This is a genomic window from Povalibacter sp. (assembly GCF_036520495.1).
Classification (GTDB): domain Bacteria; phylum Pseudomonadota; class Gammaproteobacteria; order Steroidobacterales; family Steroidobacteraceae; genus Steroidobacter.
Genome location: NZ_DATDJO010000004.1, coordinates 116,968 through 141,607, shown reverse-complemented (window position 1 = coordinate 141,607; position 24,640 = coordinate 116,968). Strand labels below are relative to the sequence as shown.

The following is a 24,640-nucleotide window of genomic DNA, read 5'->3' as shown; positions in this document are numbered from 1 at the left end:
CGCATGATCGCGCGGTGGCACCCTCCGGTCACTACGGATCCGATCAGGCGCCGTCGCGCGGCCCGAAGGACACGAAATGCCGATTGCGGTCAGCGGGCGGTGGGTTTTCGTAACCGTGCCCTTCGCCGCTGGCCAGTATGACTGGTCGGCCCTGCAGCACTTCGCGAGCGCGCTCCTGGTAGCGCAGCGCCGACAGGCGCATGTTGCCCTCCTCGATCCGGAAGGGTGTCTGCGCAACGTAGGCAAGTGCGTTCGGAATACCGAACTCGCTGAAGAGTGGCCGCAACAGCAACACGCCGCCGAAGCGCTGCACATCGACGTATTCCCGCTCGGTGCGCCAGGAGCGCTGCTGGAAGGATGTGAAATCGTCGGGCCAGATCCGGTCGATACGATTGGTATTGAAGATCGCGTCCCGATTCTCGGTCAGCAGTATCCCGATGCCTGCGATCAGCATTTCGCACGGCAACCGCTTGCTGACATCGACCGAACTGCATTCGGCATGGGGCCAGGAGAGCCCTTGTTCATGCGCATTTTCCTGCAACACCGCGCCCCACAATGCGCTGTCGATCGCGGCAATGAGCGGGAAAGCGGTCTGGTACTGCGGATTGCGATAGTACGGCCAGTACGCGGCGGCCCAGCGCAGGGGGTTCGGAGTCTGCGCATCCAGAAAGCGACGCGGCACGACCATGACGCGTTCCGCCTGATCGTAGGCGACGCGACCCGAGAACTTCGCGTACTGCGGATCGCTGGAGGCGACGAATTTCACTTCGACGTTGTCGGGCAACACGTCGAAGACGCTACCGAAGGCGTACTCGATGGCTTCGCTGCGATAACTGATCAGCTGGCCGATCAGTTGCTTGCATCGCTGTCGACTCGCCGATTCGCAGGCACCGGCGACCACGGGGCATAGCAGCAGCAACCCGACCAACACAATCCACGGTCTTCGCATCGCCGATTACTCCACGATACATCGAGCTCCGTGCGGCAGCCTCCCCTGTAATGACATGCCTCCGACAGAAGCCAACAGCGGAACGCGCCTGCGAGCCAACAATATGCGTCCCTGCCCGTCACCGTGAATGAGCGCCAGCACTCAACTCCGGCAATCGACCTACGTGCGCAGGCCTCGAACGTTCTGCACCCGATCACCAGCAAGCAACAACCGAGCCAGCTCGCGATCTCCACCTCGACATAAACCGCGAGCGATTCTCCTGCCGCACTTTGCGCACAACCATACGTATAGCGTGCGGAGCAGCGTTCACTGCACGTGCGCGACTCAGCTCCGCGCGTCGCTCGTGGGTTCTGCGACACACGGGACAGGATGCACAAACTGGAAAATTACCGGGGAAAGCACGCATGCCACGACTTGTGTAGTTAGCGCGCGACCGCCAGGCGAGAATGGATGAAAGTGTCATGCAGCATTTCGTGACTTCGGCGCCGGGCGACTACATCACGCGCGCCGCTTGAAATATTGCACGGCGCGCTCGTGTCTCTGCGCGGCCGCTCGGGTACGGAATGTCCCGAGATTGCGCCGGCGACCCGTGCGCGGATTCTTCCTCCGGGAATAGAGCCGATATCCACCGCTGACGAGCTTGCGAATCATCGCCGGATCCCTCGAGTTGCCTTTGCAACCGCAACGATCCTGACCGCGCGAGGTTCCTTCAGCGTGAGCGGAGCGCGAGCCACGTCAGGAGCCGCGCCCGACCCGGCCGCATCGAAACAGGGACGTCAGTAGATGCCGTCGCTCGACTTCCGTGCAGACGCGCGCGGACCAAACGGCGCTGAATCCAGATACGAGCCGGCGCGCGTACCGTACCTGGCCAGCAGTGCGCTCGCCTTGCGCTTGAGGCGAGTGCCGAGGCCATCGGCGCGCATGTGTTCCAGCGCGAGATTCGAGGCATTGCGATTGTAGAGCGCGGCTTCACGACGTCGTTCCGCCGCCTGCTGGATCGCATCCGCGGCCTGGGCAGGATTCGATGCGTTCAATGCCTGGGCAATGGAAGTGGCAGCCGCCACCGCATCCGGCACCCCGGAATTCAACCCCCGCGCGCCAAACGGAGCAAACAGATGCGCGGCCTCACCGGCCAGCAGCACGCGACGGTGCTGATCGGTGAACGATCGGGCGACGACCTGCATGAATTGATAGGTCGACACCCACGTGACGCGGTCCGCGTACTTCGGCGGCAGCACCCGGCCGAGCCAGTGCTTCACGCTGTCCGGCTGATTGAAGTGATCAGGGTTGTCGCCGCGCCGCAATTGAATATCCGCGCGGATGCCATTGCGGAACGGCACCAGCAGGACATTGCGCTTCTCCACCGCCGGATGCTCGTAGTAGTACAGGCGCTCCGGACGAATCGGATCGTCGGGATCCTCGGCCACGTCGACGATGACGAAGGCATCCTCGATGCGCGGGCCCTCCAGCTCGATGCCCACACTCTTGCGCACGACCGAACGGCCGCCATCGGTGCCCACGATGTAGCGCGCCTGCCATTCGCGTCCCGCCGCCGTTTGCAGCACGACGCCTTCAGGGGTCGAGCTGACCGCCGACACCTGCTGATTCCAGGCGAACTCGATACCCGCTTCCCGACAGTGACGGAACAGGATGGCCTCGGCATCGACCTGGCCGAGGTTGGTGGAACTGGGCAGCACATCCGGACGCGGCAGCGGATACGTCCGCTCATAGACCTGCGTTTCACCCCAGAACGTGCGCTTCGTCGACCAGACGAGCCCCGCCCGTGCAATCTCCCAGCCCAACCCGGAGCGCATCTGCTCCCAGAGCTGCAGCGTCTGACGGTGATAGAAAATCGCGCGACTGCCCGGTCGCTGGCGGTTCTCGCCGTCCGCCTCCAGCACCGTGACGGGCAATCCCTCTGCCCGCAACGCCAGCGCGGTCGTGAGGCCGACCGGGCCTGCGCCTACGACAAGGACGGGATGCGGATTGCTCATGCGGTACAGCCCAGGCCAGATGTATGGAATACGTACTGTAAGGTTACCTTACGATTAACGCAATGGCGTTGGCGCCGCCGCGTTCATACTCCCCCGATGCCCGCGCCCGCCGTTGGGTGTATGGTCATGCCATCCCCCGTCGATCGCGCTGCCAGCGCACATTTCGGAGTGACCATGACCTCGAAGCTCGATCAATTGCGCGACATGACCGTCGTCGTCGCGGACACTGGCGATATCGAAGCCATCCGTGCATTGCGCCCGGTCGACTGCACGACCAACCCGACACTGCTGCTGAAGGCAGTCGCGCTGCCCGCGCTGAGCTCCGTGGTCGAGGAAACGCTCGCCTGGGGCCGCAAGCAGAGCGGCGCCCGTGAATCGATCGCCAGCGCCGTCGCCGATCGCTTGGCCGTTTCGGTCGGCACCGAACTCACGAAACTGGTGCCGGGACGCGTGTCGACCGAAGTCGACGCGACGCTATCGTTCGATACCGCCGCGACCGTCGACAAAGCACGCGCCCTCATTGCCGCCTACGAATCGCGCGACGTTTCCCGCCAGCGCATCCTCATCAAGATCGCGTCCACCTGGGAAGGCATCCAGGCGGCACGCGTACTGCAGAAGGAAGGGATCGACTGCAACCTCACCCTGCTCTTCTGTCTGGCCCAGGCCATGGCTTGCGCGGACGCCGGGGCCTTCCTGATCTCGCCCTTCGTCGGCCGCATCCTCGACTGGCACGTGAAAAGCGCGGGTCGGACCTTTGCGCCGGAAGAAGATCCGGGCGTTCAGTCGGTCCGCGGTATCTACGCAGCCTTCAAGACGGGCGGCGTGAAAACCATCGTGATGGGAGCGTCGTTCCGATCAGCGGGTGAGGTTGAAGCGCTCGCCGGTTGTGATCGCCTGACAATCTCCCCCGCGCTGCTCGACGAGCTGAGCAAGGACCAGGGGACGCTGGTCCGCCGGCTGTCGCCCGAAAATCCTGGCGTCGCACCACCCATTCCCGATGTCGATGAACGCAGCTTCCGCTGGCACATGAACGAGGACGCGATGGCGACCGAAAAGCTCAGTGAAGGCATCCGGCTGTTCGCTGCGGATCTGCGCAAGCTGCATAAGTTCATCGGCGAGCGGCTGTAGGAGATGCAATGAAATGACGGCCGACTGCCGTCGGTCCCGCGGGATTTCCTTTCGGTCACAAGGGGGCCGTTCGCATGAAGGCCTTCGGCATGGAGGCTGACGTTTGTCAGCAGGGAAGAAACTCATAGCTCTTCCCTGCCGCAGGCCACCTTGCCGAAGGCCTACCTGCCGAAGGCTTACCTGCCGACAACAGTCGGCCGTCATTTGAGCAAAAGACATGCAGGCCTGCGGTATTCTTTGGTCATGAGCATCGAAGGCGAAGCAGCGGGCGACGTACTGACGGGTGTTGTCGTCGCAGCGACAGTCGAAGGCAAGGTCGGTGCTGCGGGCGCGCGCGACGTACCTCATGGCCAGTGCCGGAATTGCGGCGCCGATCTGAATGGCAAGTACTGTGCCTCCTGCGGTCAGCCGGCGCATATCCACCGCGCACTGACATCGCTCGGCCACGACATACTGCATGGCGTCTTTCATTTCGAAGGCAAGGTCTGGCGCACGATTCCCGAGCTGTACCTGCGCCCGGGACGACTGACGCGTCGCTATATCGATGGCGAGCGGGCCAAGTTCGTCTCGCCGATGGCGTTGTACCTGTTCACCGTTTTTCTCACCTTCGCGGTCGTGCCGTTCACGAGCACGACCTTTCTGAACGATGCCGCCCAGGCGCCGGATACGATCATCGGCAACTTCAAGGCGGGCAACAAGGCCGCCATGGACAACACGCTGGCCGAGCTCGCCAAGTTGCAGGCAGCGCGGCAGCAACCCGACCTGACCGCCGAGCGCCGCGCGACCATCGAGCGCCAGATTGCCGACACGCAGGATGCGCTCAAGGTGATGAACGCACTCGGTCGGGGAGACTGGAAGGGACTCACCGACTTCGAGCAGGAACAGCGCGAGAAGAAGGCCGCGGGCTCCAACAACAAGGTGGACACGGGCTGGGCGGCGCTGGACAGCCGCATGGGCCAGAGCCTCCAGGAGATCAACGACAATCCGCGGCTGCTGCTCTACAAGCTCAAGACCAATGGCTACAAATATTCCTGGGCATTGATTCCGCTGAGCCTGCCCTTCATGTGGCTGCTGTTCTTCTGGCGGCGTGACATTCACCTGTACGACCACGCCATCTTCGTCACCTACTCGATCAGCTTCATGATGCAGCTGCTGGTCCTTCTGTCGATCGCCTCAGCGCTCGGAGCGGGCGCCGGACTCTGGGTCCTGGTGCTTGGCATCATCCCTCCCGTGCACCTCTACAAACAGATGCGCGGGGCCTATGGACTGTCGCGCATCGGCGCTTTCGTACGACTGTTCCTGCTGACGATCTCCATCAGCATCGTGATTGCGCTGTTCTCGGTGATCCTGTTGCTGCTCGGCGTCCTGACCTGACGGACACGCCACGATCTGCCACCAGGAATCCGCAGCGCGCCATTCTTCGCCGCGCCCTGAACGCTTTGTGGCGCTGCAATCGCTCTCACCAACAACGAAGGAGAGAGCACATCATGACGTCCCGGAAATCATCACCCAGCGTCGGAGCATTGTTTCGCAAGCCGCTCACCTGGCCACCCGCATGCCCTCCGACCGGTTCCGAAGCGCCACGACTGGCGCAGCGCCGTGAATGGCAACCGCGCACCTGGACGAAGGATCGAATCGCTTCCTGAGGAAGGTCGGCAGGTTCCAAAACGCTGAGGCTGCCGTGATCACGGCGACGCAACCCTCGAACTGAGGCCGCTCGCTACTCCCGCGACGCATCCAGGCTGGCGCGAATACGACTCGCCAGCTGCGCCCGCGTAAACGGTTTGGAGAGCAGATCGACGCCCGGATCGAGCCTGCCGTCGTGCATCAGAGCATTGCGCTCGTAGCCGCTGGTGAACAGCACCGGCAGATCGGCGCGACGACTGCGCGCCGCTTCGACCAGCTCACGGCCGTTGATCCCGGGGAGGCCGACGTCCGTGAAGAGCAGACGTATCTCGGGATGGCGCTCGAGCATGCGCAGCGCCGACACGCCATCCTGGGCTTCCAGCACAGTGAACCCCAGCTCTCGCAGCGCTTCCGTGCTGTAGACGCGGACATCGTCATCGTCCTCCACCACCAGGATGGCTTCACCCGCGCGCCCCCGCACCGGCGCCTCGTGTTTTGTCGCGTCCTCAACGGGTATCACACCACTGACGCGCGGCAGGTAGATCTTCGCCGTCGTGCCGCGACCGGGTTCGCTCTGCAGCCGGACGTGACCGCCGGACTGCGTCACGAAACCAAAGACCTGGCTGAGCCCCAGTCCCGTACCCTCGCCGAACGGCTTGGTCGTGAAGAACGGATCGAATGCGCGCGCCAGAACGTCAGCGCTCATGCCGCGACCTGTATCCGTGACTGAGATCTGCACATAGTCACCGGGGAGCGCGCTGATGAACTCTTTCGAGTGTTCATCGATACGCACGGTGGTCGTCTCGATGGTGATGCGTCCGCCTTGCGGCATTGCATCTCGCGCATTGACGGCGAGATTGAGCAGCGTGCTCTCGAGCTGGTGCGCATCGATCTCGACATGGCAGGTGTCCGGGCTGAACACGCAGTCGAGCGCAATGTTCTCACGCAGGGTTTGCCGCAGCAGGCCATCCAGGCGGGCAATCAACCGATTCAGATCGGTCGGCTTCGGGTTCAGCGGCTGGCGGCGTGCAAACGCGAGCAACTGCTGCGTCAAGGTCGCGGCGCGCTCGGCGCCTTCGGTTGCGTGCTGTACGGCACGCAACAGCCGATCGTTGTCCTGCGGAATCCTGCGCCCGATGCTTTCGAGATTGCCAAGAATGACCGTCAACAGATTGTTGAAGTCATGCGCCACGCCGCCGGTCAGCTGGCCGATAGCCTCCATCTTCTGCGACTGATGCAGTTGCTCCTGCATCGCGCGTTTCTCGGTCATGTCGCGAGTGATCTTGGCGAAACCGACGATCCGACCTTCGTCATTGCGGATGGCGTCGATGAGTACGCTCGCCCAGAAGCGCGTACCGTCCTTGCGCAGGCGCCAGGCCTCGGCTTCATACTTCCCCTGACTCGCTGCGGTGGCGAGCGCCAGCGCCGGCTTGCCGATCGCCCGATCTTCCGGGGTGTAGAACTCGGAAAAGTGACGACCGATGATCTCCGTCGCCGAGTGGCCCTTGATGCGCTCCGCACCGGGATTCCAGCTCGCAATGTGACCAGTGGCATCGAGCATGTAGATGGCGCAGTCCGCCACGCCCGCCACCAGCTGGTGAAACTGCAGTTCGCTGCGCTGAAGCGCGCGCGTGCGTTCGAGAACCTGTTCTTCGAGCGTCTCGTTCAGATACCGCAACTGCTCCTGCGCCCGCTGCTGTGATTCCAGCAACTGCGCACTGTCGATCGCAATGCCGGCCTGAACTGCAATGGCCTGCAGCAGCGACGCCTGACGCTCCGTGAACAGACCCGGCACTTCGTGACCGAAGAACAGGCCGCCGTGTACCTTCCCCGAACGGGCGACCACGGGCACGGCGAGATAGCTGCGCACGGGAAGATAATGCCCTGCCGGCATGCCGAAGTACGGCGCCTCCTCGCCATAGAGCGCGTGCTGCCGCACGTCGTCCAACCGCACGATCCCTTCGCCGCGAAAGGTCTTGCTGAAGAGTGCGGTGCTGCGCGGCAGTGGCAACTTCTCGAATGCCTCGCGAGAGGCGCCGCTGAGCGCGGACAGCGAGAAGGACTCCCCACGCTCATCGGTCACGTTGTAGAAAAAAGCACCATACTGCGCGCGCACCAGCTCTGTCGCCGCGTCCGTGACGGACTGCACTATCGACTGGATATCGAGCCGCGAGGCGATCGTGATGGCGACCTTGTTCAGCGCTGCGATGGCGCGCGCCTGCTCTTCGATCTCAGCTCGGGCTTGCGCCAGTTCGACGCCGACCGGGGTCTCCGTCGGCAACGACAGACTCATGCGATCTCCGGCAGCGGAGGATCGGATCGGAAAGGGCCGGTTACAACGCCTGATGTGTGTAGGGTGAATGCCATCGGTAATGTCTGTCTGGGCCGGACCCGCAATCCGGAAATCTCTTGAGTGTTCTACTAGTCTGCCGCAGATTGCTAGTCTGCCGGAGATTGCGCTTTTCGTCGGAACCAAATGCGCACGGCCATCTTAAGTTCCATCCCGCTCCGCCTGTCCTGTCGGTTAACTTGTCATCGGCCAGGCCATTCGCTAATTTGCCCGGAAAGTAACCAATCAGCGGCGGGGTCCATGGGACAGGTCACCTATATCGCTCACGATGGCGTTCGTCACACGATCGAACTCGCCGAGGGCGAAACGCTGATGATCGGCGCCACGTCGAACGCCGTTCCCGGCATCGATGGCGATTGTGGCGGATGCGCAGCCTGCGGCACGTGCCATGTACACATCGACCCCGCCTGGCTCGCAGCGGTCGGACCCGTCACGGACGCCGAGAAGGACATGCTGCAGTTCGCGGACGGAGTCGCGGCGGATTCACGGCTCTCCTGCCAGATCCGGATGCGACCGGACCTGGACGGACTGGTCGTCCACCTGCCCGAATCTCAACACTAGAGACGAGATCAAGGGGGATTCATGAGCGACACACTCGCAACCGCCGCAGGTCCTCCGGCCGGCTACAACCTCAGCTACTTCCCCGACGTCCCGCATACGGTGGAGGAAGCCCGGCGCGATGCGTATTCGAAACGCATCGAGGACGTCGACGTCGCCAATCCCAAGCTCTTTCATCACGATGTCATCGGTCCCTACTTCGAACGCCTGCGACGGGAGGATCCGGTGCATGTGTTCGACAGTCCGATGTACGGCCGCTACTGGTCGATCACGCGCTACGCCGACATCATGGCGATCGACACCAATCATCGGCAGTTTTCCTCCGAGGCCTCCCTCGGCGGCATCACGCTGTTCGGCAACGGTCAGGATCGGGCGCCGCTGCCCATGTTCATCGCCATGGATCCGCCGAAGCACGACGTGCAACGCCGCACCGTGCAGCCGATGGTGTCGCCGGGCAATCTCAGAAACCTCGAACCCCTGATCCGCGAACGGGCCGCGGCGATTCTCGATGCGTTGCCCATCGGCGTGGAGTTCGACTGGGTCGACAAGGTCTCGATGGAACTGACGGCAATGACGCTCGCCACATTGTTCGATTTCCCGCAGGAGCAGCGACGCAAACTGACACGCTGGTCGGACGTCGCGACAGCCGTTCCCGGCGGCGGCGTCATCGATCGGCCCGAGCAATGGGTCGAAGAGATGGGCGAGTGTTTCGGGACCTTCCAGAAGCTCTGGCACGAACGCGCCGCCCGCGAACCAGGCAACGATCTCATTTCCATGCTCGCGCATGGCGCCGACACCCGCACCATGCCGCCGTTCGAATTCCAGGGAAACGTCATCCTGCTGATCGTCGGCGGCAACGACACGACGCGCAATACGATCAGCGGCAGCCTCCTCGCGCTGAATCAGAACCCGGATCAGTACGACAAGCTGCGCGCGCATCCGGAACTGATTCCGGGCATGGTGTCGGAGACGATTCGCTGGCAGACACCGCTGGCGCACATGCGCCGCACCGCCGCTGAAGACGTCGAGTTCCGCGGCAAGCTCATCCGCAAAGGCGAGAAAGTGATCATGTGGTACATCTCCGGCAACCGCGATGCCGACATGATCGAGAATCCCGATCACTACCTCATCGATCGTGCCCGACCACGTCAGCACATTTCATTCGGGTACGGCATTCATCGCTGCGTCGGCAACCGGCTTGCCGAACTGCAGCTGCAGATCATCTGGGAAGAAATCCTCAAGCGCTTCCCGGTCATCGAAGTGACGGGCGAGCCCGATCGCGTGTACTCCACGTTCGTGCGTGGCTACCGGACGCTGCCGGTGCGAATCCCGCGACGGCACTGAGACCAGGACCGAGATTCAGAGTTTCACACGGAGGTCACGGAGATCACGGAGACCATGACCGAAGCAAATCCCATGGGACGGCGCCCGGACGATTTTGTATCCATCTCCGTGGCCTCCGTGGCCTCCGTGACCTCCGTGTGAAATTCCCCGCTCTATCATCAGATCGCAGTATCGCTGGCGCCGCCGGTCGGCCGGCGTCTATCCTCCACCGGTCCCCCTCTCGACTGGTGATCCATGCGATTCAGCAATTCCCTGACGACTGGCTTGGTTCTTCTATGTTCGTTCGGCGCCGCCGACGCTGCCATAACGGCCAGCAAACAGACGGCCGCATCGAAAGCGGCGCGCGCTGGAGAAGCGGAGTTTCGCGACCTCTACAAGGAACTGGTGGAGATCAACACGACGCTCTCGGTCGGCTCCTGCACCCAGGCGGCGAGTGCAATGAAGGCGCGGCTCGAAAAGGCCGGGTATCCGCAGTCCGATCTGCATCTGATCGTGCCGCCGGAACGGCCGCAGGACGGTAACCTGATCGCCATCCTTCCCGGCACGGATTCCAAGCTGAAGCCAATTCTGCTGCTGGCCCACATCGACGTCGTCGAAGCCAGGCGCGAGGACTGGGTGCGCGATCCGTTCAAGCTGACCGAAGAAGACGGCTTCTTCTATGCACGCGGTGCGTCGGACGACAAGGCGATGGCAGCCATCTTCACCGACTCGATGGTTCGTTATCGCACGGAAGGCTACAAGCCGAAGCGCACGATCAAACTTGCGCTGACCTGCGGCGAGGAATCGCCCAACACGTTCAACGGCGTCCGCTATCTCGTCGAGAAACACCGTGATCTGATCGATGCGGAATTTGCGCTGAACGAAGGCGGCGGCGGACGCTACGACGGCAAGACCGGCATCTATCAATACAACGGTGTGCAGGCGGGAGAAAAGCTGTACCAGGACTACACGCTCGAAACCGTCAACCAGGGCGGCCATTCGTCACGGCCCACGCCGGACAACGCGATCTATCAGATGTCGCAGGCGCTGGCGAAGATCCAGGCGTACGAATTTCCCATCGAGTTCAACGATGCGACGCGCGGCTATTTCGATCGCTACGGCGGAATCGTCGGCGGTGAACGCGGCGCGGACATGAAAGCCGTGGCCACCGGCGACGCCGCCGCCATCGCACGCATCAAGCAGGACCCGAGCATGAACGGCATGCTGCATACGACCTGTGTGGCAACGATGATCGACGGCGGTCACGCGCTGAATGCCCTGCCGCAGACTGTGACCGTCAACGTCAACTGCCGCATTTTCCCCGGACATCCGGCCGAGGAGATTCGTCAGCAACTCATCAAGGTCATCGACGACACGGGTGTGAGCGTGGCATTTCAATCCGAGCCCGAACAGGCAGGACCGCCGCCGCCGCTGACACCCGCCATTCTCGGACCGATCGAAAAACTCACGCAGGAAATGTTTCCCGGTGTTCCCGTCCTGCCAGCGCAGGCCTCCGGCGGCACCGATGGCCGTTTCCTGACGCCCGCCGGAATTCCAACCTACGGGGTCTCGGGACTGTTCTCGGACGGCGCGACCACGAATGCGCACGGACTCAACGAACGGATCCGCGTGCAGTCGCTGCTCGAGGGGCGCGAATTCCTGCACCGGCTGACGAAGCTGTACGCGGGCGGGCGTTAGTCGCGCACTCATGATCGTTCATCTCTTCGACGGCACTTACGAACTGTTCCGGCATTTCTATGGTCTGCGCCGGTTCAACAAGGGCAAGGATGCTCCGTTGGGTGCAGTCACTGGTGTACTCAATACGCTGCTGGAGATGATCGAAGGCGGCGCGACGCATCTGGGCGTCGCGACCGACCATGTCATCGAATCGTTCCGCAATGAGCTGTGGCCGGGATACAAGACCGGCGACGGCATCGATCCGGCCTTGTGGGCGCAGTTTCATCCGCTGGAAGAGGCGATCCGGCTCATGGGGATCGCCGTCTGGCCGATGATCGAACTGGAAGCGGACGACGCGCTCGCGTCCGCTGCACATCTGGCCGCTGCGGATAGCCGCGTGGAAAAAATCTCCATCTGGACCGTCGACAAGGACCTGGGCCAATGCGTGAGCGGCACCCGCATCGTGCAGGTGGATCGCAAGGCCAAGGCCATTCGCGATGCGGCGGCGGTGAAGGAAAAACTCGGCGTCGAGCCGGCGCTGATTCCTGATTTCCTCGCGCTGGTGGGCGACTCGGCTGACGGTTATCCCGGTCTCGAAGGTATCGGCCGCGTCGGCGCGGCGCGAATGCTCAATACGCATGGCCGCATCGAAGATTTCCCGGCGCATGTGCTCGGCGAGCGTCGCGACCTGGCGCTCCTGTTCAAGAAACTCGCCACGTTGCGCACCGATGCCCGGCTGTTCGGCAACGTCGACGAGCTCCAATGGCGCGGTCCGACGGATGAGTTCTCCGGCTGGGCGATGCAGTCGGAAAACGAGAAGCTGTTGAAGCGCTGTCTCAAAGCAGCGCCGCCGCAGCTCCAGTGACGCCCCTGGCCAATCCCGGGACCGGGAACATGGGGTAAGGAGTAACCGGGAATTTCCGGCCCCCGTGAGCCCCGTGCCCTCGAGGAAATCTTCATCTCAGGAAATCGAGTTGTTGTGGCAGGCCCCGGCCCGTTAGAGTCGCAGCACTCGAGTCCATCGCGGCAACCGCCGCCTCCGGATAGGGGAACGACATGAATGCCGCTGCTCGCCCCGCACAAGTCGCCGATCCCCGGACAGACGATTCGGTCGGCCTGCCCGCCTGGATCTATTCCGACGCGGACTTCTTCGACCTCGAGAAACGCACGATCTTCCGCACCAGCTGGCAGCTCGTCTGTCATCTCAGCGACATTCCCAAGCTCGGCGACTATCACTGTTTCGACCTGCTCGGCGAGTCGGTCGTCGTGGTGCGCAGCAGCGCCAGCGGGATTCGCAGTTTCCACAATGTCTGCCGCCATCGCGCCTCACGCCTGCTGGACGGCCCGAAAGGCAACTGCGGTGGCCGCATCACCTGCCCCTATCACGCGTGGACCTATGCGATGGATGGCCGACTGATCGGCGTCCCGCATCGCGACACGTTCCGCAACTTCGATACGTCCCGCCACGGGCTGGTGGAACTCGAGCAGGACATTTTCATGGGATTCATTTTCGTGCGCTTCGAGTCCGGATTACCCGGCGTGCGCGAGATGTTCGGCCCCTACGTCGACGAATTGGCGGCGTACCGCATGGAAGATCTGGTACCGCAGGGTCGCGTGACGCTCCGTCCGCGCCCGGTCAACTGGAAGAACGTGGCCGACAACTATTCCGATGCCATGCATATCAACGTGGCGCATCCCGGGCTGACGCGGTTGTTCGGCCAGAGTTATGGCATCGATGCCCAGGATTGGGCCGACAAGATGTGGGGCGTGCTGCGCGCGGAGCCCTCGCGCAACTGGTCCGAGCGTCTGTACCAACGGGTCCTGCCGGCCGTTGATTTCCTGCCGCCCGAGCGGCAGCGGCTGTGGACCTATTTCAAGCTGTGGCCGAATGTCGCCCTCGACATCTATCCGGATCAGATCGACTTCATGCAGTTCGTGCCGGTCTCGCCGACCGAGACGATGATTCGCGAGATTGCCTATGTTCATCCCGACACGCGGCGCGAAATGCGCGCGGCGCGTTATCTGAACTGGCGCATCAACCGCCGGGTCAACATCGAAGACAAAACGCTGATCGAACGCGTGCAGGCAGGCATGCGTTCGAGCAGCTACACGGTCGGACCGCTGAGCGAGTCCGAGGTCTGCCTGCGCAGCTTCACGCGGCGCATGCATCAATTCCTGCCGCAGAGCCGCGAACGCCGGAAGCCGAATGACTCATTCCAGTGATGCACTGATCGTCGGCGGCGGCCACAACGGCCTGGTCTGCGCCGCCTACCTCGCCGCTACCGAGCTCAAAGTCACCGTACTGGAGCGACGCCATGTCGTCGGCGGTGCTGCGGTCACCGAGGAGTTTCATCCCGGCTTCCGCAATTCGGTGGCCTCCTACACGGTCTCGCTGCTCAATCCGAAAGTCATTCGCGACCTGGAGCTGCCGCGCCACGGCCTGCGCGTCGTCGAACGCGAACTCTCCAACTTCCTGCCGACGGAGGATGGACGCTATCTGTGCAGCGGCGGCGGCCGCACGCAGCAGGAAGTCGCGAAGTTTTCCCAGCGCGACGCCGAGCGCCTCGATGCGTACGGCGAACGACTCGACGTGATCGCCGATGTGCTGCGCGACGTGGTGCTGGAAACCCCGCCCAACATGGTTCAAGGCAGCTGGCGCCAGGCCCTGCCGGAAATCGTGCGCGGTGGACACCTCGCCGCACGGCTCAAGAAACTCGATCTGCCCATGCGGCAGTTGCTGCTGAGTCTGTTTTCAGGCTCCGCCGGCGACTATCTGGATGGCTGGTTCGAAAGCGATCCGATCAAGGCGCTGTACGGCTTCGATGGCATCGTCGGCAATTTCGCGAGCCCCTACGCCGCCGGCTCTGCTTACGTTCTGCTGCATCACGTTTTCGGCGAGGTGAATGGCAAGAAAGGTGCGTGGGGTCATGCCATCGGCGGCATGGGCGCCATCACGCAGGCGATGGCGAAATGCGCGGCGTCGCGCGGCGTCGATATTCGCGTGAATGCGGGCGTGAAAGAAATCATCGTCGAGAACGGACGCGCCGTGGGTGCAGTCACCACGAACGGCGAAACATTCCGCGCGAGCGCCGTGATTTCGAACCTGAATCCGAAACTGCTGTACCAGCAGCTCATCGATGGTGCCGTGTTGCCCGCACCATTCCGCGAAGCGATGGACCGCTATCGCTGCGGCTCCGGCACGTTCCGCATGAACGTCGCGCTGTCCGAACTGCCGGACTTCACCTGTCTGCCGGGCAAGCAACGCGCGCAGCACCACACGGCCGGAATCATCATCGCGCCGACATTGCGATACATGGAGCAGGCGTACTTCGATGCACGCCTGCACGGCTGGTCGCAAGCGCCGATCGTCGAGGTGCTGATTCCATCGACGCTGGACGACAGCCTCGCACCGCCGGGCCAGCACGTGGCCAGTCTCTTCTGCCAGCACGTCGCACCGCAGCTACCCAATGGCGAATCCTGGGACACGCATCGCGAAACAGTTGCCGACCTGATGATCGAGACTGTCAATCGACACGCGCCGAACTTCAAGGCGGCAGTGCTGGGCCGCCAGATCAACAGTCCGCTCGACCTGGAGCGGACCTTCGGCCTGATCGGCGGCGATATTTTTCACGGCGCGCTGAGCCTGGACCAGATGTTCTCCGCGCGACCAACGCTCGGACACGGCAACTATCGCGGCCCTCTGCCCGGCTTGTACATGTGCGGCTCGGGCACGCACCCGGGCGGCGGTGTCACCGGCGCCCCGGGCCACAACGCGGCACGCGAAATCATCGCGGATTTCAAGCACCGCAAGCTGCGGCGCGCGGGCTAAGAGTAACCGCAAAGAACGCATAGATCGCAAAGGGCCGGAAAAAGAAGACAGAGGCAGTAGCCGCAAAAAACGCAAGGACGCAAAAAAATTGCTCTCGCCTTGCGCCTTTGCGCTTTTTACGGCTATTCCTCTCTCTATGCGTTCTATGCGTTCTTTGCGGTTACTCCCACTCCCTTCTCCTCACACCTGCCTGGCGACCATGTCACGAAGCAGGGTCCGCGATGACAGGTAGAAGCACAGTGCTGCCGGGATGAAGAACAGCGTCGTCGTGATCATCGACAGCTTGAGTCCCTCGCCGTAAGCACCGCGACAGATGCTCTGCTGATCGGCCGCGAGCTTCGCGACCTCGACGGCGTTGCGGCAAAGCTGGCTCGTCAGCTCGGCGCTGGTTCCAGCGTTGGCCATCTCCATATTCATGAACAGGTCGCTCAGCCAGCCGACGAACAGCGGCCCGATACCATTGCCGATGAGCGCGATCATCAACAGCAGGATCGCCACCGCGGAGGCGCGCGAGCGCTGACTCACCACGCCCTGGCCAATCGTGTATTGCGAACCGAGATACATGTAGTGGCAGAAGGCGCCGACACACCAGGCGCTGCGCATCACGCTGAACACTTCGTCCGTCGGCCGCGTGAAGGTGAAGATGTAGATCGGCACGGCGAGCAAGGCGCCGATCGCCGGCACGAGCGCCACCGCGGTCGGGATTCGCGGCGTCAGCCGATGCACGATCATGCCGCCGGCAAACGTGCCGAACGCCGCGACGATGGCCAGCGGTCCACCGAATTGAATCGCGAAGGCGCCGTGCTCTACACCATGAAGCCGCTGCACCATCGGCGCCTGAAAGCCGACCAGACCGTAGCCGGCGAGGGAAATGATCGAGGCCCCCAGGGCCATCGTCCAGAACGTTGACTTGCCGGAGAGTTCGCGCAACGTCTCGCGTATGCCGGCACGCTCTGGTCTGACCGTGCCGGGCGGATCCGAGTAGCCGCGCGGTGGTTCTTTGACCGTCAGGAGCGTGATGAGGCCGATGATCAATCCGGGCGCACCAATGACGACGAACGCCGCCCGCCAGCCTGCGATCTGCGACCAGTCGGTGATCCCCACCATCCAGTCCCAGCCCCAGCCATCGAACAGGCGCTGCAGTGCGGGTCCGTTGAGATGGCGGGCGATCGGTCCGCCGAAATAGTTGGCGAGCGCGGACCCGATGGTCACGCCCATCGCGAACACAGCCAGGGCCGCCGCGCGATTCTTCGGGGTGTAGTAATCCGCGAGGATGGAGTTCGACGGCGGCGTGCTGCCGGCTTCGCCGATCGCCACGCCGATGCGGGCGATGAGCAGGAAGGCGAACGAGCTTGCCAGGCCGCACAGTGCGGTCATGAGCGACCAGATGGAAATACAGATGGCGACGATGACGACGCGGTTGTAGCGGTCCGCGGCCATGGCGATGGGAATACCCATCAGCGCATAGAAGATGGCGAACGGCGGACCGTTGAGAAATCCGTACTGGCTGTCGGAGAGCTGGAACTCCTGGATGATCGGCTGCGCGATCACATTCACCAGATTGCGATCGATGAAATTCAGCGTGTAGACCAGCGTCAGCATCACCAGCACGTAGAGCCGATACCCAGGCGTGCCGTAGCTGCGTGCGTCGGTCACGCTGCCGGCGATCGGTGCCGTCGTTGTTGCCAAGCGTTTCCCCTGGTGTCGGTTCTTCGATTGTGAGGACGATGCGCTCGCGAGCGTCGGCGCATTCCGGGTCTGGCCGAGCATAGAGAAAGCAGGTGCCCTGGACAATCAACCTGCCAGTCGGAACTGCTCCCCGGCTCGCGCTCGCCAACACCGTCGCACGCCACGCCTGCTTCGCGTGTTTGGAACTGTCGGCCTGAGGATGTTCAATCCAGCGATCGCTCGGTGTGGGCGCGCTGACGCGCCCGCTGAAACAGGCGCTCCGCCGCGACAGGACTGAACCCCAGAGCCACCGCCTTCTGAAAATGTCGACGCGCTTCCGCATCCTGCCCTCGCAGGGCAACGATGGTGCCGAGATTGGTGTAAGGCACCGGGTACAGTGGATCGCGTTGCAGAGCGGCACGGAACCAGCCTTCCGCCTCCTCCGGCCGGCGCAATTCCATGAGCGCCTCGCCGATGAGGTTGCGAGTGCGCGCCACGCCGTCCAGCGTGTAGATACCGATATGAACCGGCGTGAGCCATCGCGACAGCCGCTGCGTCAACAGCATTTTCTCGAAGCGCTGATAGCTCTCGATCGCCAGCGCCCAGCGACGGCGGCGTGCACGCACTCGCCCCATCAGGAGATGGCGCGCCCACACCGCGAGGATCAACGCGCCGATCACGAACACCAACCCCAGCCACAACGCGGTGGTCAGAGGCATGAGGCGCAGGACGGTCCACGTCACTGCCGCGGAACTCAGAATCATGAGCAGGTAGCGCTGCGGCCGCTTGAGGGGCATCGGTCGAAACTCCTACTTGCCGGCACCGGATTTCGCGGCGCTGCGCTTGCGCTCACGCCAGACCCAGGGCTCGACCCGATCGGCGCGACGCAGCTCCCACAGCCCCCGCTTCGCATCGCGCGCCGCCTGCTCCACCTGGAACAGCGAGTCATCGCGCGCGTACTGCGGATAGAACCAGGCGGCGCCACGCGTCACGAGTTCCCGGTTGACATGCAAGGAGTCGACCCAGACGTCGCTGATCACACGCCCATAACGATCGATGTCGCGGAAGACGATGGTCAGCGATTTGTCTCGTGTAAGCTCCCGCAGCTCGGCGAGCGAACGTGCACCGTAAGGCTGATCGCTCTCCGGCGCATCGATGTCGGCGAGGCGAAACTCCATCACCACGCCCTGGATCCTGGCACGCAGCGAGTCGCCATCGGTGACTGCCACGAGCGGACCATGGAACACTCCTTCGTCACCCGGCTGCGGTGGTCGCGTGGGCACGTTGGTCGCCGCGCGGTTCCGTGCCCGTTCCGGATGACAATGGCGCTGCTGCGTTCCACCCTCGCGATGACACCCGTTGGCGTCGACGTTGCCGGGATGACCCCAGGACGTGGCGACCGACAGCAGCCCCGACATGACAGCCCCCGACATGACAGCAATGATGCGTAAATCAGCTAATTTCATCGGACCAGACTGCCGGATTTTCCATCGATCGGCCACCGGCAGATCACCACACTTTCATACTCCCGGAATGCCTGGGAGCGCAGCTCATGTCGATTGAGCACTTCGACGTACTCATCGTCGGCGCCGGCCTGTCGGGCATCGGCGCGGCCTATCACCTGCAAACGCATTGCCCCCGCAAAAGCTACGCGATTCTCGAGGGGCGTGATTGCATCGGCGGCACCTGGGATCTGTTCCGGTATCCGGGCGTCCGCTCCGATTCCGATATGTACACGCTGGGTTATTCGTTCAAACCGTGGACGCAGCGGCAGGCCATCGCGGACGGAGCATCGATCCTCGACTACATACGCGAGACCGCGCATGAGCACGGCATCGATCCGAAGATTCGCTTCAGCCACCGGGCGACTGCCGCAACGTGGTCGACCGCCGACGCGCACTGGACGGTGGAAGCACAACGCGGGCCGGCGCGCGAAACCGTCCGCTTTACCTGCAACTTCCTGTTCCTGTGCAGCGGTTACTTCAACTATGAGGGCGGTTACGCGCCGCGATTCCCCGGCACCGAGCGATTCCGTGGACGCACCGTGCATCCGCAACACTGGCCGGGCGACATCGACTATGCCGGCAAGCGCGTGGTCGTGATTGGCAGTGGCGCCACGGCCGTAACACTGGTTCCGGAACTGGCGAAGACCGCCGCGCATGTCACGATGCTGCAACGCTCGCCCACATACATCGTCACGCGCCCTGCCGAAGACGCATTGGCGATCTGGCTGCGCCGACACCTGTCGGCAAAGACTGCCTACGGCCTCGTCCGCTGGAAGAACGTGCTGCTGGGTATGCTCTTCTACAAGCTCTCGCGTCGCGCGCCCGATGCGATGAAGAAGCTGATCCTGAAAGGCGTCGAGAAGGAACTGGGACCAGGCTACGACGTCGCCACGCACTTCAATCCGCGCTACAACCCCTGGGACCAGCGCCTGTGCCTCACTCCCGACGGCGACCTGTTCGAGACACTGCGGAAGGGCAGCGCCTCCGTTGTCACTGATCACATCGACACGTTCACCGAAACCGGTGTGAGACTGCAGTCAGGACAGGAACTCGACGCCGATATCATCGTGACGGCGACCGGCCTGAACCTGGCGGCCGTGGGTGGATTGAGACTGTCGGTGGACGGACAGCGGGTCGATCTGTCGAAAACGATCGGCTACAAGGGAATGATGTACAGCGACATTCCCAACCTCGCATCGGCCCTCGGCTACACCAACGCGTCCTGGACGCTGAAGGCCGACCTGACCTGCGAATACGTCTGCCGCCTGCTCAACTACATGGATCGTCACGGCTTCCGCCGATGCTCCCCACGCCGCCCCGATCCTGCCATTGCAGAACTGCCGTGGATGAGTTTCTCGTCGGGCTACGTACAGCGGGTGATCGACAGAATGCCGCGCCAGGTAGCCAAGGCGCCATGGCGAGTGCATCAGAACTACGTGCTCGATCTCTTCTCGTTGCGAACCGGCGCCGTGAACGACGGTGTCATGGAATTCTCGAACCCCAGGGTTGCCCTCACCGTGCCCGGCACGACCCTGGATGCTTCAGCGGATACGGAATCCTGAGGAGAGTCGTTACCTTCAGCCACTCGATCACATTCTTCAGGCTTGCAGCGCGCCAGTGCGCAGATCGACGCCCGCACGCTCGAGTTCCGTCACGAGCGGTTGCAGGTGTGCCGCGTAACGGGCCGCCCTGCCGTTATTCGATCGCACCGGCTCGCGCGCCTGCACGGTGCTGAAAGTCGCAATGGCACGCGACACGGTGTCCTGGAAGTCCAGACACTCCGGCTCCCAATCCAGTCCGCAGCTTCGAACGAGCGACTCTGCCTGCACCTCGAAGTCGGTGACGAACTCTTCGTACTGGATCGTCACGAAGCGCTCCGGCAGCAATTCCTGCCAGTGATGCGCGAGGCGCGCGTAGGTTCCGTAGAAGTGACCGATGTCCTCGAGCCGATGCGCAAACCGCCAGTGCTTGTTGAACTCCTGCCGGAAGATCGACAAGCCGGTCTCGATCGGATCGCGCCGCACGTGGATGATCGCTGCATAGGGAAAGAGCCGGGCGATCAGCCCGACGGCATCGAAGTTGAGCGGGTGCTTGTCCGTCAGATGGTCCTTGCCATCGGCGACGACACAACCAGCCAGGCAGGCACGCGACCACGACGTCATCGTAGCTGCATCAGGTTGCAGACCCTGCTTATCGCCTTCGAGGAACGCCCTGAGAATCTGCTGCATCGCCGGCCGTTCGCCCATGGCCAGCACGCGCGAATGCGCCGACAGCACGCTCTCGACGAGCGTCGTCCCCGACCTTGGCATCCCGACGATGAAGATCGGCCGCATGGCGCCGGTCGATGGCGCGGGAACCGGGAACTCAACCCGCGATAGTTCGATGAGGCGTTGCGTTTGCTGCTCGCGTTGCGCCCGATCGTAGGCCTGCCCTTCGCTCCGATCACGTTCCCGCGCCAGACCATGTGCATATTCATACTCGCGGAAGGCGGCGTCGACCTCCTTTCGCGCATCAAGCGCATGCGCCACTGCAAAGGCCGATGGGATGCGGCGGTCCGGACCCAGATCCTCTCGACGCGACAGAGCAGTCACCGCCTGCAGTTCGGGATCAGTGAGCCGCCCGCTGCGCAGCCGGCTCAGGGTCGTATACGTTGGAACATGCGTCGGATCGACAGCCAGACAGCGACGACAGTATTCCTCGGCTTTCGCGAACTGTCCCTGATACATCAGCAACAGCGCGCGATTGGCGAGCATCTGTACGGCGTTCGGATCGAGCTGCTCCGACTTGTTCAACGCGTCTGCCGCCGTTCCGAAATCGAGCGCGTGCAGACACAGGCCCGCGTACGAGGACCAGTCTTCGGCGGTCGGGGTGGTCAGTTGGAGCACTCGACGAAAGGCGTCGATCGCATCGACATGACGCCCCTGCTCGAATGCGGCACGCGCCACGATTCGCCACGCATCGACATCGCCGGGGCGTGCCCGGCACCACTCGCTGCTGACGCGCATCAACGACAGCCAGTCGCGGCGCTGTTCGAGGACATTGCACTTCAGAGCAAGTGTGCGCGGTTCCATCGGTGTGCGAGACAGCACGGAATCCAGCAGATTCATTGCCACATCGACACGGTCCCTGCCAATCTCGAAACGCGCGATCTTCAACGCCGCATCGATATTCTGATAGTCGACGAGGTAGGAGCGTCCCCAACCATCAATAGCCGCTGCAGCGTCACTCAACGCAAGCGCCATATCGCCAGCACGATCCCAGGCACGAACATTCGTCGGCTGCAGGGAAGCGACAGCCTGAAATTCCTGCAACGCACGGCGCAACTGACCCGCCGTGGCGAAACCCTCCGCCAGATTGAGCCGGAAACCGACGGCCTTCGGCTCGATATCCACGGCGCGGCCGAGCAGCAACAGTGCTTCATCCGGCCGTCCGCCTTGCGACAGCGCCAGGCCCATGAGGCTCAGAACTTCCGCGTCATCCGGCTTGATCGCCAAGGCACTGCGATAGGCCGCTATGGCCTCGGACATTCGCCCGGAGCGATGCGCCTCCAGGCCCCGGTCGACGAGCTCATTGATGGCGGAATCTGTCATCGCATCGATCCTCGCAGCTTATCGACGAGTCTCCGGTGCATTCGCCGACGCGACGGTCAATGCCGTCATGTTGACGATGCGGCGCACGGTGGCGGACGCCGTGAGGATGTTCACGGGTGCAGCGCATCCGAGCAGGATCGGGCCGATCGCAACGTTGTTGCCGGCGGCGGTCTTGAGGAGGTTGTAGGCGATATTCGCGGAATCGAGATTCGGCAGCACCAGCAGATTCGCCGAGCCGGTCAGCGTCGATTCGGGCAAGGCACCCTTGCGCAGCGTCTCGTTCAGTGCGCAGTCGCCGTGCATCTCACCATCGAACTCGAAATCCGGCGACTGCGCTTCGAGCAGCTCGCGTGCGCGACGCATCTTGAGCGCCGACGGCGCATCACTGGTGCCGAAGTTCGAATGCGACAGCAGCGCGACTTTCGGTTCGATGCCGAAACGGCGCACCGCCGCGGCGGCACGGAACGTGATCTCGGCGATCTGTTCTGCCGTCGGATCGAGATTGACATGCGTATCCGTCAGGAAGACCTGCCGGCCCGGCAGCAGCAGTGCATTCATCGCCGCGTACACGGTTGCTCCGGGCGCGCGTCCGATCACATCGTCGATGTAACGCAGGTGCCGCGCGGTGGTGCTGATCGTGCCGCAGATCATGCCGTCACCTTCGCCCTTGCGCAGCAGCATCGAGGCAATCAGGGTCGTGCGCCGACGCATCTCGAGCTTGGCGTACTGCGCGGTGATACCCCGGCGCGCCATGATGCTGCGATATTCCTGCCAGTACTCCCGATAGCGTTCATCGTGCTCCGGGTTGACGATGCTCAGATCCCGGCCCGGCTGCAGCCGCAGACCAAAACGCTGCAGGCGACTTTCGATGATTGCCGGACGACCGATCAATATCGGACGCGCGATGCCTTCATCGACGATGATCTGTGCGGCGCGCAGCACGCGTTCCTCTTCGCCCTCCGAAAAAATGATGCGTGAGCGGTCTGCGGTGACCTTGCGTGCGGCGGCGAACACCGGCTTCATGAACGTGCCGCTGTGATAGACGAACTGCTGCAGCCGCTGCGCGTAGGCGTCCATGTCGGTGATGGGTCGGGTGGCGACGCCGCTTTCCATCGCGGCGCGCGCCACGGCCGGCGCGATCTTGACGATGAGCCGCGGATCGAAGGGCTTCGGAATCAGATATTCGGGACCGAAAGACAGGGTCTCCGTGTCATAGGCGCTCGCCACGATATCGCTCTGTTCCTGCCGCGCCAGATCGGCGATGGCGTGCACGGTCGCGATCTCCATCGCCCGCGTGATCGTGGTGGCGCCAACATCGAGCGCACCGCGAAAAATGTACGGAAAGCACAGGACATTGTTGACCTGATTCGGATAGTCGCTGCGACCGGTGGCGATGATCGCATCGTCACGCGCCGCCTTGACCTCCTCCGGAAGAATCTCCGGCGTCGGATTCGCGAGCGCGAGAATCAGCGGTCGCGGCTTCATGTGCGCCAGCATGTGCGGCTTCAACACGCCGCCGGCCGACAGACCGAGAAACACATCCGCATCCTCGATGACCTCGGCCAGCGTTCGCAGCGAGGTCGGTTGGGCAAACCGCGCCTTGTCCGGATCCATCAATTCGGTCCGCCCCTCGTACACGACACCGGCCAGATCGGTAAGCCAGATATTGCGGATGGGCAGTCCCACATCGACGAGCAGGTCGACGCACGCCAGCGCCGCCGCACCGGCACCGCTGACGACGAGCTTGACCTGGTCGATCGGCTTGCCGACGACGGCCAGTCCGTTGAGCACCGCGGCGGAAACGATGATGGCAGTGCCGTGCTGGTCGTCGTGAAACACGGGAATCTTCATGCGGTCGCGCAGCTGGCGCTCGACCGCAAAGCATTCGGGCGCCTTGATGTCTTCCAGGTTGATGCCGCCGAACGTGGGCTCCAGCGCCGCGATGATCGCCACGAGCCGGTCGGGATCGCGCTCGTTGATCTCGATGTCGAACACATCGATGCCAGCGAACTTCTTGAACAGGACGGCCTTGCCCTCCATCACCGGCTTCGCGGCCAGCGGGCCGATGGCACCCAGGCCCAGCACCGCCGTGCCATTGGTGATGACGCCGACAAGATTGCCGCGCGCGGTGTAGCGGAAGGCATTGAGCGGATCGGCGACGATTTCCTCGCAGGCAGCCGCCACGCCGGGGGAGTACGCCAGCGCCAGATCGCGCTGGTTGGTGATCTGCTTGGTCGGTGTGACCGACAGTTTTCCGGGCGTGGGCAGCTCGTGATACGCGAGCGCCGCCAGGCGCAGGTCTTCGCGGGTATTGGCGGGCAGTGAACCGTCCTGACTCATTGGCTTCTTCCGGCGCAACTCTTCTTGGGGGGCGAAGTATGCCGGAAAGAAGCGGACTGGCCAGCGTCGCTGGCGACTGGCCAGACAGGTCCGCAGATCCGGC

The 24,640-nt window shown here is 63.2% G+C and carries 18 protein-coding genes; 10 read left to right on the top strand and 8 right to left on the bottom strand.

The features are described from left to right. Nucleotides 1-43: 43 nt before the first annotated feature. Together VIZ63_RS01485 and VIZ63_RS01480 are read right to left on the bottom strand one after the other, a co-directional pair. Complete coding sequence (locus tag VIZ63_RS01485) at nt 44-949, bottom strand: hypothetical protein (RefSeq protein WP_331607703.1); 906 nt, start codon at nt 947-949, stop codon at nt 44-46. A 776-nt stretch (nt 950-1,725) separates the two neighbouring features. Beyond that, entirely contained in the window at nt 1,726-2,943 is a 1,218-nt protein-coding gene (locus VIZ63_RS01480) for an FAD-dependent monooxygenase (protein ID WP_331607702.1), read from the bottom strand. Between the two features lie 174 nt (nt 2,944-3,117). On the opposite strand from VIZ63_RS01480, the gene tal reads away from it, so the two are divergent. The 3 genes from tal to VIZ63_RS01465 all read left to right on the top strand — a co-directional run bounded on the left by tal (nt 3,118) and on the right by VIZ63_RS01465 (nt 5,717). After that, the gene (tal, locus tag VIZ63_RS01475) at nt 3,118-4,071 is read left to right on the top strand and encodes a transaldolase (RefSeq protein ID WP_331607701.1); all 954 of its coding nucleotides are present in this window, start codon (nt 3,118-3,120) and stop codon (nt 4,069-4,071) included. Nucleotides 4,072-4,314: 243 nt separating this feature from the next. After that, nucleotides 4,315-5,445, top strand: coding sequence for a DUF3667 domain-containing protein (locus VIZ63_RS01470; protein ID WP_331607700.1), 1,131 nt, complete (start codon nt 4,315-4,317; stop codon nt 5,443-5,445). A 113-nt stretch (nt 5,446-5,558) separates the two neighbouring features. Beyond that, complete coding sequence (locus VIZ63_RS01465; RefSeq protein WP_331607699.1) at nt 5,559-5,717, top strand: hypothetical protein; 159 nt, start codon at nt 5,559-5,561, stop codon at nt 5,715-5,717. Nucleotides 5,718-5,791: 74 nt separating this feature from the next. Here the strand turns inward: VIZ63_RS01465 and VIZ63_RS01460 are convergent, their stop codons facing one another. Beyond that, nucleotides 5,792-7,990 carry an ATP-binding protein gene (locus tag VIZ63_RS01460; protein WP_331607698.1) on the bottom strand — a complete coding sequence of 733 codons (2,199 nt, stop codon included), beginning with the start codon at nt 7,988-7,990 and terminating at the stop codon, nt 5,792-5,794. 297 nt (nt 7,991-8,287) lie between these two features. Here VIZ63_RS01460 and VIZ63_RS01455 point away from each other — a divergent pair, with 297 nt between their 5' ends. The 6 genes from VIZ63_RS01455 to VIZ63_RS01430 all read left to right on the top strand — a co-directional run bounded on the left by VIZ63_RS01455 (nt 8,288) and on the right by VIZ63_RS01430 (nt 15,434). Continuing rightward, nucleotides 8,288-8,608 (top strand): 2Fe-2S iron-sulfur cluster-binding protein, encoded by a 321-nt coding sequence (locus VIZ63_RS01455; protein ID WP_331607697.1) that lies wholly within the window; start codon nt 8,288-8,290, stop codon nt 8,606-8,608. Nucleotides 8,609-8,629: 21 nt separating this feature from the next. Next, entirely contained in the window at nt 8,630-9,949 is a 1,320-nt protein-coding gene (locus VIZ63_RS01450) for a cytochrome P450 (RefSeq protein WP_331607696.1), read from the top strand. Between the two features lie 234 nt (nt 9,950-10,183). Continuing rightward, nucleotides 10,184-11,626 carry a M20/M25/M40 family metallo-hydrolase gene (locus VIZ63_RS01445; protein ID WP_331607695.1) on the top strand — a complete coding sequence of 481 codons (1,443 nt, stop codon included), beginning with the start codon at nt 10,184-10,186 and terminating at the stop codon, nt 11,624-11,626. 10 nt (nt 11,627-11,636) lie between these two features. Next, on the top strand, nt 11,637-12,470 hold the full coding sequence (locus VIZ63_RS01440; RefSeq protein WP_331607694.1) for a 5'-3' exonuclease: 834 nt from the start codon (nt 11,637-11,639) through the stop codon (nt 12,468-12,470). A 191-nt stretch (nt 12,471-12,661) separates the two neighbouring features. Next, nucleotides 12,662-13,828 carry an aromatic ring-hydroxylating dioxygenase subunit alpha gene (locus VIZ63_RS01435; RefSeq protein ID WP_331607693.1) on the top strand — a complete coding sequence of 389 codons (1,167 nt, stop codon included), beginning with the start codon at nt 12,662-12,664 and terminating at the stop codon, nt 13,826-13,828. Further along, a complete protein-coding gene (locus tag VIZ63_RS01430; RefSeq protein WP_331607692.1) occupies nt 13,812-15,434 on the top strand; it encodes an NAD(P)/FAD-dependent oxidoreductase in 1,623 nt (540 codons plus the stop codon). The genes VIZ63_RS01435 and VIZ63_RS01430 overlap by 17 nt, the downstream gene beginning before the upstream one ends. A gap of 180 nt (nt 15,435-15,614) precedes the next feature. On the opposite strand, the gene VIZ63_RS01425 is transcribed toward VIZ63_RS01430, so the two are convergent. From VIZ63_RS01425 to VIZ63_RS01415, 3 genes are all read right to left on the bottom strand, one after another. Then, nucleotides 15,615-17,123, bottom strand: a complete 1,509-nt coding sequence (locus VIZ63_RS01425; protein WP_331607691.1) for an MFS transporter — start codon at nt 17,121-17,123, stop codon at nt 15,615-15,617. 203 nt (nt 17,124-17,326) lie between these two features. Further along, nucleotides 17,327-17,899: a tetratricopeptide repeat protein gene (locus VIZ63_RS01420; RefSeq protein WP_331607690.1), complete on the bottom strand. Its 573-nt coding sequence runs from the start codon at nt 17,897-17,899 to the stop codon at nt 17,327-17,329. A 12-nt stretch (nt 17,900-17,911) separates the two neighbouring features. After that, nucleotides 17,912-18,568, bottom strand: a complete 657-nt coding sequence (locus VIZ63_RS01415) for a thermonuclease family protein (RefSeq protein WP_331607689.1) — start codon at nt 18,566-18,568, stop codon at nt 17,912-17,914. An 86-nt stretch (nt 18,569-18,654) separates the two neighbouring features. Between VIZ63_RS01415 and VIZ63_RS01410 the strand changes: the two genes are divergently transcribed. Further along, a complete protein-coding gene (locus VIZ63_RS01410) occupies nt 18,655-20,169 on the top strand; it encodes an NAD(P)/FAD-dependent oxidoreductase (protein ID WP_331607688.1) in 1,515 nt (504 codons plus the stop codon). A 36-nt stretch (nt 20,170-20,205) separates the two neighbouring features. On the opposite strand, the gene VIZ63_RS01405 is transcribed toward VIZ63_RS01410, so the two are convergent. Further along, entirely contained in the window at nt 20,206-22,197 is a 1,992-nt protein-coding gene (locus tag VIZ63_RS01405) for a sulfotransferase (RefSeq protein ID WP_331607687.1), read from the bottom strand. A gap of 18 nt (nt 22,198-22,215) precedes the next feature. After that, nucleotides 22,216-24,537: an NADP-dependent malic enzyme gene (locus tag VIZ63_RS01400; RefSeq protein WP_331607686.1), complete on the bottom strand. Its 2,322-nt coding sequence runs from the start codon at nt 24,535-24,537 to the stop codon at nt 22,216-22,218. Nucleotides 24,538-24,640: the final 103 nt, after the last annotated feature.